General features: G+C 73.4%; 12 protein-coding genes. 9 read left to right on the top strand and 3 right to left on the bottom strand.

Going from position 1 to position 11,601, the window contains the following annotated elements:
- The first annotated feature begins 12 nt into the window (after positions 1-12).
- The 9 genes from ABZ478_RS10100 (at position 13) to ABZ478_RS10060 (ending at position 8,517) form a co-directional block, all read left to right on the top strand.
- On the top strand, positions 13-561 hold the full coding sequence (locus ABZ478_RS10100) for a YciI family protein (protein ID WP_359547067.1): 549 nt from the start codon (positions 13-15) through the stop codon (positions 559-561).
- A gap of 166 nt (positions 562-727) precedes the next feature.
- Positions 728-2,143: an MFS transporter gene (locus ABZ478_RS10095; RefSeq protein WP_359547064.1), complete on the top strand. Its 1,416-nt coding sequence runs from the start codon at positions 728-730 to the stop codon at positions 2,141-2,143.
- 77 nt (positions 2,144-2,220) lie between these two features.
- A complete protein-coding gene (gene argC, locus ABZ478_RS10090) occupies positions 2,221-3,249 on the top strand; it encodes an N-acetyl-gamma-glutamyl-phosphate reductase (protein ID WP_359547062.1) in 1,029 nt (342 codons plus the stop codon).
- Positions 3,246-4,421, top strand: coding sequence for a bifunctional glutamate N-acetyltransferase/amino-acid acetyltransferase ArgJ (gene argJ / locus ABZ478_RS10085; RefSeq protein ID WP_359547059.1), 1,176 nt, complete (start codon positions 3,246-3,248; stop codon positions 4,419-4,421). The genes argC and argJ overlap by 4 nt, the downstream gene beginning before the upstream one ends.
- Positions 4,418-5,326 carry an acetylglutamate kinase gene (gene argB, locus ABZ478_RS10080; protein ID WP_359547056.1) on the top strand — a complete coding sequence of 303 codons (909 nt, stop codon included), beginning with the start codon at positions 4,418-4,420 and terminating at the stop codon, positions 5,324-5,326. Before argJ ends, argB begins: the two co-directional genes overlap by 4 nt.
- Positions 5,323-6,522, top strand: coding sequence for an acetylornithine transaminase (locus ABZ478_RS10075; protein ID WP_359547053.1), 1,200 nt, complete (start codon positions 5,323-5,325; stop codon positions 6,520-6,522). The genes argB and ABZ478_RS10075 overlap by 4 nt, the downstream gene beginning before the upstream one ends.
- Positions 6,523-6,529: 7 nt before the next feature.
- Complete coding sequence (locus tag ABZ478_RS10070) at positions 6,530-7,075, top strand: arginine repressor (protein ID WP_358932177.1); 546 nt, start codon at positions 6,530-6,532, stop codon at positions 7,073-7,075.
- A 97-nt stretch (positions 7,076-7,172) separates the two neighbouring features.
- Entirely contained in the window at positions 7,173-7,760 is a 588-nt protein-coding gene (locus ABZ478_RS10065; protein WP_358932179.1) for an RNA polymerase sigma factor, read from the top strand.
- The gene (locus tag ABZ478_RS10060) at positions 7,750-8,517 is read left to right on the top strand and encodes a zf-HC2 domain-containing protein (protein ID WP_359547051.1); all 768 of its coding nucleotides are present in this window, start codon (positions 7,750-7,752) and stop codon (positions 8,515-8,517) included. The genes ABZ478_RS10065 and ABZ478_RS10060 overlap by 11 nt, the downstream gene beginning before the upstream one ends.
- A gap of 33 nt (positions 8,518-8,550) precedes the next feature.
- Here ABZ478_RS10060 and ABZ478_RS10055 read toward each other — a convergent pair whose 3' ends face one another.
- The 3 genes from ABZ478_RS10055 to ABZ478_RS10045 form a co-directional block, all read right to left on the bottom strand.
- Positions 8,551-9,432 carry a serine/threonine-protein kinase gene (locus tag ABZ478_RS10055; protein WP_359547049.1) on the bottom strand — a complete coding sequence of 294 codons (882 nt, stop codon included), beginning with the start codon at positions 9,430-9,432 and terminating at the stop codon, positions 8,551-8,553.
- On the bottom strand, positions 9,429-11,264 hold the full coding sequence (locus tag ABZ478_RS10050; RefSeq protein ID WP_359547048.1) for an ABC transporter ATP-binding protein: 1,836 nt from the start codon (positions 11,262-11,264) through the stop codon (positions 9,429-9,431). The genes ABZ478_RS10055 and ABZ478_RS10050 overlap by 4 nt, the downstream gene beginning before the upstream one ends.
- A 77-nt stretch (positions 11,265-11,341) precedes the next feature.
- A complete protein-coding gene (locus tag ABZ478_RS10045; protein ID WP_359547046.1) occupies positions 11,342-11,548 on the bottom strand; it encodes a hypothetical protein in 207 nt (68 codons plus the stop codon).
- Positions 11,549-11,601 lie beyond the last annotated feature (53 nt).

The raw sequence follows: 11,601 nt of genomic DNA, 5'->3' as shown, positions 1-11,601 counted from the left end.
AGGGTCCGCGGCATGGAGTTCTTCTGCCACCACCGCGACCGGCCCGGCTCCGAGGCACTGCGCGACGAACTGCTGGAGGAGCACTGGTCCTACATGGACCGGTACGCGAAGGAGCTGATCGCGCGCGGCCCGACCTTCGCCGCCGACGGCGAGACGCCCACCGGCAGCGTGCACATCGTCGGCCTGCCCGATCCCGCCGCCGCTCGCGCGTTCGCCTTCGACGAGCCGAACCACCAGGCCGGCGTGTACCGGGACGTACTGCTGCGCCGGTGGCGCAACCTGCTGGGGCGCACCATGTGGGACTTCCCCGGTGGCCCGGCCGGCGGCAACCGGTACCTGGTGCTCGGGCTCGGCCCCGGGCCGGCCACCGGGCCCGCGGTGCCGCCCGGCCGGGACGACCTGATCGCGTTCGGGCCGCTGCTGTCCGACGACGGTGCCACCTGGCTGGGTACGGCCGCGCTGGTCCGGGCACAGGACCCGGACGCCGCCCGCACCGTCCTGTCCGCGGGCGAGTACGCGGCCGTGGAGGTCCACGACTGGGAGTTCGGCGGGCGGCGGTGAGGAACCCGCGGCAGCCGCGGGCCGGGCCGGGGCCGCGTCCGGCCGCGTCCGGTTGGCCCGTCCGGTGTACGCGGGCCGCCCGGCGGCCCGGGTTCCCCGGACCGCCTGCCGCCGCCGCCTAGCATGCTCACCGCTCAGGGACTGCGGACAGGACGGGGTCGGCGACATGCCCTTCGCGGACTCCGCCGGTGGCGGTGAGCCCGGCGCCCCGGGCCCGGCGGCAGCGCCGCGCTCCTCGGCACCGCTGCTGGCCGTGTGCGCCGGGTACTTCATGGTCATCCTGGACGTCACGATCATCAACGTGGCCGTGCCCGTGGTGGGCCGGGAACTGCGCGCCTCGCTCACCGGCATCCAGTGGATCACGGACGGGTACACCCTGGTCTTCGCCGGATTCCTGATGACCGGGGGCGCGCTGGGCGACCGGCTGGGCAACCGGCGCGTCTTCCGCGCGGGCGTCGGCGTGTTCACGGCGGCCTCGGCGGCGTGCGCGTTCGCGCCGGACGCCCCCTTCCTGGTCGCGGCCCGGCTGGTGGAGGGACTCGGCGCGGCCCTGATCGTGCCCGGCTCCCTCGCGCTGCTCCAGGAGGCCTATCCGGTGCCGGCGGCCCGCTCACGCGCCTTCGGGCTCTGGGGGTCGATGGCCGGCATCGCGGCCTCCGCCGGGCCGCTGCTGGGCGGGCTGCTGGTGTCCACGGCGGGCTGGCGCTGGGTCTTCCTGATCAACCTGCCGGTCGGCCTGGTCTGCCTGGTGCTCACGTCGCGGTTCGTCGCGCCGTCACCGCGGCACCCGGACCGGGCCCTGGACTGGCCGGCGCAGTGCGCCGTGGTGGCGGCGGTGGCCCTGCTCACCGCCGCGCTGAACGAGGCGGGACGGCGCGGCTGGAGCGACCCCGCCGTGCTCGCCGGGCTGGCCCTGGCCGTGCTCGCCGTCGCGGCGTTCGCGTTGCGCGAGCGGCTCGCCCGCTCTCCCGCCCTGCCGCTGGGGCTGCTGCGCTCCCGCGCGATGAGCGGCGGTGCCGCCCTCGGACTGCTGTTCAACTTCGGCTTCTACGGCATGATCTTCACCGCCAGCCTGTACTTCCAGCACCAGCGCGGCTTCAGCGCCCTGCGGACCGGGCTGGCCCTCTTCCCCGCGGTGGCGATGACGATGTTCGCCTCCGTGCTGTCCGCCCGGCTGACCCGCCGCACCGGCGACCGCCCGCTGGTGGTCACCGGCATGCTCCTGGGCGCCCTCGGACTGGCCGGCTGGGCCGCGGCCGGACCCGACCCGGCCTACCGGCTGCTGGTGGCCCCGATGATGGCCACCGGTTTCGGCACGTCCTTCGCGCTCACCGGCTCGACCGCCACCGTGATGGGCGCCGCGCCCCCGGCCTACGCGGGCGCCGCCTCCGCCCTCTTCAACACCACCCGCCAGATCGGCAGCGCCACCGGGGTCGCCCTGGGCGGCAGCCTGCTGGCCACCAGCCCCGACTACGGCACCGGCCTGCGCACCGCCATGGCCATCGGCGCCCTCGCCTACCTGTCCGCGGCGGCCCTCGCCTGGCGGTGCGTCCCGCCGAGGGCGGCTCCTCGCGTCCGGTGACGATCCCTGGAACACGAAAGACGATTGCATAAACGTGCAGCGATACGTATAGTCATGCCATCCAGAGGAGGGTGGACATGGCGGTACGTGCGGCGGTGGCCGGAGCGAGCGGATACGCGGGCGGTGAGGTCCTGCGGCTGCTCCTCGCGCACCCCGAGGTCGAGATCGGTGCCCTGACCGGAAGCTCCAACGCCGGCCGGCGGCTCGGCGCGCTCCAGCCGCACCTGCTGCCGCTGGCCGACCGGGTGCTGGCCGAGACCACGCCGGAGAACCTCGCCGGGCACGACGTCGTCTTCCTGGCCCTGCCCCACGGGCAGTCCGCCGCCGTCGCCGAGCGGCTCGGCCCGGACGTCCTCGTGGTCGACATGGGCGCCGACTTCCGGCTGAAGGACCCGGCCGACTGGGAGCGGTTCTACGGCTCCCCGCACGCCGGCACCTGGCCCTACGGCCTCCCCGAACTGCCGGGTGCCCGCGCCGCGCTGGAGGGGTCCAAGCGCATCGCGGTACCCGGTTGCTACCCGACCGCCGTCTCCCTCGCCCTGTACCCGGCCTACGCGGCCCACCTCGCCGAGTCCGAGGCCGTGGTCGTCGCCGCGTCCGGCACCTCCGGCGCGGGCAAGGCGGCCAAGCCGCACCTGCTCGGCAGCGAGGTCATGGGCTCCATGACGCCGTACGGCGTCGGCGGCGGCCACCGGCACACCCCCGAGATGATCCAGAACCTCAGCGGGGTGGCGGGGGAGCGGATCTCGGTCTCCTTCACCCCGACCCTCGCGCCGATGCCGCGCGGCATCCTCGCCACGTGCAGCGCCAGGGCCGTCGCCGGGGTGACGGCTCAGTCGGTCCGCGCCGCCTACGAGAAGGCCTACGCCGACGAGCCCTTCGTCCATCTGCTCCCCGAGGGGCAGTGGCCGGCCACGGCGTCCGTGTACGGCTCCAACGCCGTGCAGGTGCAGGTCGCGTACGACGCCGCCGCGGGCCGGGTCATCGCGATCAGCGCCATCGACAACCTGACGAAGGGCACCGCGGGCGGCGCCCTGCAGAGCATGAACATCGCCCTGGCTCTCCCCGAGACCACGGGACTTTCCACGATCGGAGTCGCACCGTGAGCGTCACGGCAGCCAAGGGATTCACGGCGGCGGGCATCGCCGCCGGGATCAAGGGGAACGGCAATCCGGATCTGGCCCTCGTGGTCAACGAGGGGCCCCGCCGTACCGCCGCCGGCGTCTTCACCTCCAACCGTGTGAAGGCCGCCCCGGTGCTGTGGTCCGAGCAGGTCCTCAAGAGCGGCCAGGTGTCGGCCGTGGTGCTGAACTCCGGCGGCGCCAACGCCTGTACGGGCCCCAAGGGCTTCCAGGACACCCACGCCACCGCCGAGAAGGCGGCCGAGGTGCTCGGCCGGGGTGCCATCGAGGTCGCCGTCTGCTCCACCGGACTGATCGGCGTGCTGCTCCCGATGGACAAGCTCCTGAAGGGGGTGGAGACGGCCGCCGGCGCGCTGAGCGAGCACGGCGGCGAGAAGGCCGCCATCGCCATCAAGACCACCGACACCGTCCACAAGACGTCCGTGGTCACCTGGGGGTCCCCCCGGACGGAGTCTGGGGGAGGATGGACCGTCGGCGGCATGGCCAAGGGCGCGGGCATGCTCGCGCCGGGCCTCGCCACCATGCTGGTCGTCCTCACCACCGACGCCGACCTCGGCGGCGAGGTGCTGGACAAGGCCCTGCGCGCCGCGACCCGGGTCACGTTCGACCGCGTCGACTCCGACGGCTGCATGTCCACCAACGACACCGTGCTGCTGCTCGCCTCCGGCTCCTCCGGCATCACCCCGGGGTACGACGAGTTCGCCGAGGCCGTCCGGCAGGTCTGCGACGACCTCGGCCGGCAGCTCATCGGCGACGCCGAGGGCGCGGCCAAGGACATCAAGGTCGAGGTGATCAACGCCGAGACGGAGGACGACGCCGTCGAGGTCGGCCGCTCCATCGCCCGCAACAACCTGCTCAAGTGCGCGATCCACGGCGAGGACCCCAACTGGGGCCGCGTCCTGTCCGCCATCGGCACCACGAAGGCCTCCTTCGAACCGGACCGGCTGAACGTCGCCATCAACGGCGTCTGGGTCTGCAAGGACGGTTCGGTGGGCGAGGACCGCGAGCTGGTCGACATGCGCTACCGCGAGGTGCACATCGTCGCCGACCTCGCCGCGGGCGGCGAGAGCGCGACCATCTGGACCAACGACCTGACCGCCGACTACGTCCACGAGAACAGCGCCTACTCCTCATGACCACGACGCGGAAACACACGGCACTGCCCAAGGCCCAGATCCTCATCGAGGCCCTGCCCTGGCTGACCCGGCACCACGGCAAGACCGTCGTCATCAAGTTCGGCGGCAACGCCATGGTGGACGAGGACCTGAAGGCCGCCTTCGCCCAGGACGTCGTCTTCCTGCGGCACGCCGGCCTCAAGCCGGTCGTGGTGCACGGCGGCGGTCCGCAGATCAGCGCCGCCCTGGACCGGCACGGCATCGTCAGCGAGTTCAAGGCCGGCCTCCGGGTCACCACCGAGGACGCCATGGACGTCGTACGGATGGTGCTCGCCGGGCAGGTGCAGCGCGAGCTGGTCGGCCTGCTCAACCAGCACGGCCCCCTCGCCGTCGGCCTGACCGGCGAGGACGCCCACACCATCACCGCCATCAAGCACCAGCCCGAGATCGACGGCGAGCTGGTCGACATCGGGCGGGTCGGCGAGATCACCGAGATCGACACCGGCGCCATCGAGGCACTGCTCGCCGACGGCCGCATCCCGGTCGTGTCCTCGATCGCCAGGTCACAGGACGACGGACATGTCTACAACGTCAATGCTGATACGGCGGCTGCGGCACTCGCTGCGGCACTGGGGGCCGAGACCCTCATGGTCCTCACGGACGTCGAGGGCCTCTACGAGGACTGGCCGAACTCCGACGAGGTGATCAGCCGCCTCACCGCCTCCCAGCTCGAGAAACTGCTGCCGGAGCTGTCCGCGGGCATGGTCCCGAAGATGCAGGGCTGCCTGCACGCGGTGCGGGGCGGCGTGCGCACCGCCCGCGTCATCGACGGCCGGGTGCAGCACTCGATCCTGCTGGAGATTTTCACCGACGAGGGCATCGGCACGATGGTCGTGCCCGACGAGACCGAGGGGGAGCAGTCGTGACGGGCAACCAGGAGCTCACCGCGCGGTGGCAGGGCGCGCTCATGAACAACTACGGCACCCCCCGGCTGCCCCTCGTGCGCGGCGCGGGCGCCCGGCTGTGGGACGCCGACGGCAAGCAGTACCTAGACTTCGTCGGCGGTATCGCGGTAAACGCGCTCGGCCACGCCCACCCCGCCGTGGTGGAGGCCGTCAGCCGGCAGATCGGCTCCCTCGGCCACGTCTCCAACCTGTTCGTCGCCGAGCCGCCGGTGGCCCTCGCCGAGCGCCTGCTGCAGCTCTTCGGCCGGGACGGCAAGGTCTACTTCTGCAACTCGGGGGCCGAGGCCAACGAGGGCGCCTTCAAGATCGGCCGACTGGCCGGGCGGACCCACATGGTCGCCACGCAGGGCGGCTTCCACGGCCGGACGATGGGCGCCCTCGCGCTCACCGGCCAGCCCGGCAAGCAGCAGCCCTTCCTGCCGCTGCCCGGCGACGTCACCCACGTGCCGTACGGCGACGCGCAGGCGCTGGCCGCCGCGGTGACGGAGGAGACGGCCCTCGTCGTCATCGAGCCGATCCAGGGCGAGAACGGGGTCGTGGTGCCCCCGGCCGGCTACCTCAAGGCGGCCCGCGCCATCACCGCCGCCACCGGCGCGCTGCTGGTGCTGGACGAGGTGCAGACCGGCGTCGGGCGGACCGGCAACTGGTTCGAGTACCAGGCCCACGAAGGCGTCCTGCCGGACGTCGTCACGCTCGCCAAGGGACTCGGCGGCGGGCTGCCGCTCGGCGCCACCGTGGCCTTCGGGCGCGCCGCCGAACTGCTCCAGCCCGGTCAGCACGGCACCACCTTCGGCGGGAACCCGGTCGCCTGCGCCGCCGGACTCGCCGTCCTGGACACCATCGCGGACGAGGGACTGCTGGAGAACGTCAAGCGGCAGAGCGAGAAACTGCGGGACGGAATCGAGGCCCTGGGCCACCCGCTGATCGATTGTGTCCGGGGCTCGGGCCTGCTCCTGGGTATCGTGCTCACCGGGCCGCACGCGCCACAGGTGCAGCAGGCGGCCCAGGAGGCCGGGTTCCTGGTGAACGCGCCCGCTCCCGACGTCGTACGGCTCATGCCACCGCTGAACCTGCGCGACGACGAGACGGGCGCCTTGCTGCGGGCACTGCCCGGCATCCTCGACGCAGCCGACGGGGACGGACGATCCGGGGAATGAGACGACGATGAGCCAGGCGCAGGACCACGAGCAGGCGGCGGGTGCCGGACCCGCCGTCCCGCAGACCCGCACCGCCCGCCACCGCCGGATCGTGGACATCCTCAACCGGCAGCCGGTGCGGTCCCAGAGCCAGCTCGCCAAGCTGCTCGCCGACGACGGGCTGAGCGTCACCCAGGCGACGCTCTCCCGGGACCTCGACGAGCTGAACGCGGTGAAGATCCGCAACAACGACGGCGACCTGATCTACGCGGTGCCCAGCGAGGGCGGTTTCCGTACTCCGCGCGCCCCGCTGGGGGAGTCGGCGAAGGAGGAGCGGATGCGGCGGCTCTCCCAGGAGCTGCTGATCTCCGCCGAGGCCTCAGCCAACCTCGTGGTGCTGCGCACCCCGCCGGGCGCGGCCCAGTTCCTCGCCTCGGCGATCGACCAGGCCGAGCTGCACGACATCCTCGGCACCATCGCGGGCGACGACACACTGCTGCTGATCAGCCGGAATCCGGACGGCGGCCAGGCGCTCGCGGACCATCTGCTGCGGCTGGCGCAGAACGGGGTGTGACCCGCGTGCGGGTCCCGGCCGACCGGCGGACAATGGCCGTGTGATCTTCCGGAGCCGGGGCGCAATCCCCAGGCGTCGGCCGACCGTATACAGAGGTGTGTCGGGTTACGGGACACCGGTGGACCGCCTTCCGGACGAGGCTCTGCTGTCCGGGCTGTCCACCGGTGACCAGGAACTCGCCGTCGCCTTCGTACGGAGGTTCCAGCACAGGGTCTTCGGTGTCGCGATGGCCGTCACCGGTGATCCGCAGCTCGCCGAGGACATCGCCCAGCAGACGTTCGAGCGCGCGTGGCGGCACGCCCAGATCTACGACTCGCGCCGCGGGTCGGTCACGACCTGGCTGACGACCATCGCGCACAACCTCGCCATCGACGCCGTCCGCGCCCGGCGGACGCAGGCGGTGGCGCCCGAGGACCTCGAGGCGCTCCTGGGCGTCGTCACCGAGACCCCCGAGCGGTGGGCGCTGGCCGACGAGGCCTCGTCCCAGCTCCGGGCCGCCCTGGCGCGGCTGCCGCGGGAACAGGCGCGTGCCCTGGTGATGGCGGGTGTCTACGGAATGACGGCCCAGCAGATCGCCGACCGGGAGAAGATCCCGCTGGGCACCGCCAAGACGCGGATCAGGGCGGCCATGGGCAAACTGCGGACCACCCTCGCGGCTCCGAAGCGAGGCGACCATGTCCAGTGAGGTGACCTGCGGGCGACTGCGGGAGCTCGGTGCCGAGCTGGCGCTGGGCGTGCTCGACGGCCGCGAGCGCGCCGCGGCCGTCGCGCATCTGGACGGCTGCGCGGAGTGCCGCGAGTACGTCGAGCACCTGACCCTGGTCGGCGACCGGCTGATCGGCCTGCTGCCGGACCGTGAACCGCCGCTGGGCTTCGAGACCCGGGTGGCGCGCGCCCTGACCCAGGACGTCACGGCGTACGAGCGGCGCCCGCCCGTGCGGGCGTCCCTCCGTGAGGGGCCGCGCGGCCGTGCCGGGCGGGTCCGGCTGCGGCTCGCGTCGGTGGCGGTCGCGTTCGCCGTCGCCTTCGGGTTCGCCGGCTGGGGGATCGGCACCGCCATCGAGGAGGTCACGGCCGCGCCCGCGGCGCCCGCCGGGACCGAGACCATGCTGGTCGGCGATCTGACCTCGGCCGGGTCCGGTGCCCGGCCCGCCGGCGAGGTCTACGCCCACCCCGGGAGCCCCGGCTGGGTGTTCATGTCCGTCGACCTGACGGCCCCCGGCGCCGTGTACGACGGCAAGGTCACCTGTCTCCTGGAGCGCTCCGACGGCACGACGGTCCGGCTCGGCGATTTCCCGGTGCACGAGGGGCGCGGCGCCTGGGGCGTGGCGGCTTCCGTCGATCCGGGAGCGGTGTCGGGCGCCCGCCTGACCGCCCCGGACGGCACCGTCCTCGCCACGGCCCCGCTGCAGACCGGCCAGGTCCGCACCGGCGAGGCGTGAACCCGGGCGCCCGTACCGCCCTGAGCGCCGGCCTCAGCCGCGGGCGCCGGGCCGGGCGGAACCGAGGGCCGCGGACAGGTCGGTGAGCGCGGGCCGGGCCGGCGGACCGGGACGCAGGCAGGCGTCGACGGCGGCGGCGAGGGCGGGCGGCAGGCGCCGGCGGGAGGCGACGGGCGGGGCCGTCCGCTCCAGTTGGGGGCAGCACCGTCCGTCCGGGGCCCCGGTCCCGTCGTCGCGGCCGAACGGCGGCTCGCCGCAGGCCACTTCGAACAGGGTGACGCCGATGCCCCACACGTCGGCGGCGGTCGTGAGCGGGCCCCCGCGGGCCTGCTCCGGGGCCAGGTAGCGGAGCGTGCCCACGCCCGCGGGGGCCGGGCCGGGAGGCCGCGCGACACTCAGGTCCAGCACCTTCGCGTACCCGCGGTCCACCACCACGTTGGACGGCTTGAGGTCCAGGTGCAGCAGGCCACGGCGGTGGAGGTAGTGGACGGCGGAGCACAGCTGGACCCCGAGGAGCGCCACGTCGGCGGCGGACGCCCGGTGCCGCAGCCGGCGCACCAGGTGGGACAGCGTCTCCCCGGTCAGCGTCTCCAGGACCACGAGCGGCTCGGGCGACTCGAAGGTCTCGTAGCCGCGGACCAGATGCGGATGGCTGAACTCCCGCAGCCACCGTCCCTCCCGCAGCAGCCGCTCGCCCAGCCCGGCCTCGCCCCGCCGGTCCGGACGCAGCACCTTGATCACGCACCGGCAGTCCCGCTCCTCGCTCCAGGCGTCGTGGACGTCCAGCCAGCGGGTGCGGGTCAGATGGCCCAGGATCTCGTAGCCGGGGACCGGCCGCGTGCCCGGTGCCAGGGCCGGGGCCGGTGTCACGGCCGGGGCCGCTTCCCGGGCGGCCCGGGCGCCGGGGGCGCTCATGAGTGCACCCGTCCCGGGGACGGCACGCCGTTCAGGGCGTTCAGCCGGTGCAGCCGCGCGTAGGCGCCGTCGCGGCCGAGCAGTTCGTCGTGGGCGCCCTGCTCGACGACCCGGCCGTGGTCCAGGACCACGATGCGGGTGGCGTCCTGGACGGTCAGCAGGTTGTGCGAGATCACCACGGTCGTCCGCCCGGCCATGAGCCGGCGCAGCGGGTCCATGATCCGCCGTCCCGAGCGGACGTCGAGGCCGGTGGTCGGCTCGTCCAGCACCAGCACGGGCGCGTCCCGGATCATCGCCCGGGCGATGGCCAGCCGCTGGCACTGTCCGCCGGACAGTGTCCGGCCCCGCTGGCCGACCAGCGTGTCGTACCCCTCCGGGAGCAGTTCGACGAACTCGTGCGCGTCCGCCGCGCGCGCCGCCGCGACGATCTCCGCGTCCGTCGCCTCCGGGCGGCCGTAGGCGATGTTCTCCCGCACGGTGCCGTGGAAGACGAGCGTCTCCTGCAGCACCACGGCGACGCTGTCCCGCACGTCGGTCAGGCTGAGCTCCCGCAGGTCCCTGCCGTCGAGGCGGACCGCTCCCCGGTCGGGGTCGTAGAAGCGCAGTTGCAGCTTGGCGATCGTCGACTTGCCGGCCCCGCTGGCCCCGACCAGCGCCAGCGTCTCACCGGGCGCCGCCTCGAAGGACACGTCCGACAGGGCCCAGGACCCGGTCCCGGGGTAGCGGAAGCAGACGCCGTCGAACTCCACCTCGCCGCGCGCCCGGCCGGTGCGCCGGGGGTGCGCGGCCTCGACGACCTGCGGCCGCTGGTCCAGCAGTTCGATGATCCGCTCGGCCGAGGCGGAGGCCGCGTAGAAGGTGGTGCCCAGGTGGGACAGGCCGCGGACCGGGCCGTAGAGCTTGCCGATCAGGGCCAGGAAGACCAGCAGGCCGCCCAGCGTGAGCTGTCCCTGGGCCAGTTTCCAGGTGCCGAGGCCCATCACCGCGATACCGCCGGCCACTTCGATGATCTCCACGACGGGTCCGTAGACGGCACGGATCCGGGCCGACGTCATCGCCGCCCGGAACCTGCCGAGGTTCTCCTTCTCGAACCGGCGCTCCTCCCACCCCTGCCGGTTGTACGCCTGCACCAGGGCGACATTGCCCAGTGACTCCTCGGCGATCGCGCTGATCGAGCCGCTGCGCCGCCTGCGCTCCCGCGACGCCGCCTTGATCAGCCGCGAGAAGTGCCGGGCGGCAGCCCAGAACAGCGGCACGATGGCGAGGGCGAGCAGGGTCAGGTCCCAGCGCAGGTAGAAGAGCAGTCCGAGGAAGACGCCCAGGCGGATCACGTAGTAGAGGACGTCCGCGACCCCGGAGAGCAGGAACGTCTCGACGGCGTCGACGTCACCGGTGACCCGGGACAGCACGTCGCCCAGCCGCCGGCGCTCGAAGAAGCCGAGCGACAGCCCCTGCACGTGCCGGAAGACGTCGGAGCGCAGGGAGAGCAGGAAGCGTTCGCTGACCCAGGTGGACGTCACGCTGTCGCCGAAGCCCAGGATCCCGGAGCAGAGGATGAGCCCCAGATAGACCGGCGCGATCCAGAGGAAGGGGCGCAGGTCGCGGGGGACGAGCACATCGTCCACGACGATCTTGAAGAGCCAGATCTCGGCCGCGTCCACGGCCGGCCCGGCCAGGCTGAAGAGGGCCAGGGGAACGAGCCAGCGCCGGCCGCCCCGGGTGTACGGCCAGAACCGCCGGAACACCTCGCGCAGGGGCACCGGGGGCGCGGCGGCGACCACGGCGTCGGAGGTCTCGCCCACCGACAGCAGACGCCGCAGGAGGTGCGCCATGGCATGCGTTCCTCGGAAATCGGCGGCGGGGCGGACCGGGTCCTCCGGTCACCGGTCCGCCCCGCCTCGGGATGCGATCAGTGGCCGCCGTGGCCGCCGTGGCCGCCGTGGCCATGGCCGTGCCCGTGGCCTTCACCGTGGCCGTGACCATGTCCGTGACGGTCGCCGAAGTCGTGACCGTCGCCGTGGTCGTGGCCGAAGCCGTTCCGCGAGCCGCCGTCGAACGACGAGTCGTCGCCGTTGTCATGGCCGTTGGCCGGCATGAGATTGCTGAAGATGGCCATGCGTTCCTCCTGAAACTTGCTTCACAGGGGATACGGCCCAGGGCCGGAGCCGG

The sequence above is a fragment of the Streptomyces sp. NPDC005706 genome, from assembly GCF_040631045.1.
GTDB lineage: Bacteria > Actinomycetota > Actinomycetes > Streptomycetales > Streptomycetaceae > Streptomyces.
The sequence above is the reverse complement of the archived record's forward strand: the minus strand, read 5'-3'. Positions and strand labels throughout refer to the sequence as shown.

Coding starts and splice junctions, on each gene's coding strand:
- argB (WP_359547056.1), top strand. CDS start 4,418: ATGACCACGACGCGGAAACACACGGCACTGCCCAAGGCCCAGATCCTC.
- ABZ478_RS10050 (WP_359547048.1), bottom strand. CDS start 11,264: ATGGCGCACCTCCTGCGGCGTCTGCTGTCGGTGGGCGAGACCTCCGAC.
- ABZ478_RS10055 (WP_359547049.1), bottom strand. CDS start 9,432: ATGAGCGCCCCCGGCGCCCGGGCCGCCCGGGAAGCGGCCCCGGCCGTG.
- ABZ478_RS10045 (WP_359547046.1), bottom strand. CDS start 11,548: ATGGCCATCTTCAGCAATCTCATGCCGGCCAACGGCCATGACAACGGC.
- ABZ478_RS10070 (WP_358932177.1), top strand. CDS start 6,530: ATGAGCCAGGCGCAGGACCACGAGCAGGCGGCGGGTGCCGGACCCGCC.
- ABZ478_RS10060 (WP_359547051.1), top strand. CDS start 7,750: ATGTCCAGTGAGGTGACCTGCGGGCGACTGCGGGAGCTCGGTGCCGAG.
- argC (WP_359547062.1), top strand. CDS start 2,221: ATGGCGGTACGTGCGGCGGTGGCCGGAGCGAGCGGATACGCGGGCGGT.
- ABZ478_RS10100 (WP_359547067.1), top strand. CDS start 13: ATGGAGTTCTTCTGCCACCACCGCGACCGGCCCGGCTCCGAGGCACTG.
- ABZ478_RS10095 (WP_359547064.1), top strand. CDS start 728: ATGCCCTTCGCGGACTCCGCCGGTGGCGGTGAGCCCGGCGCCCCGGGC.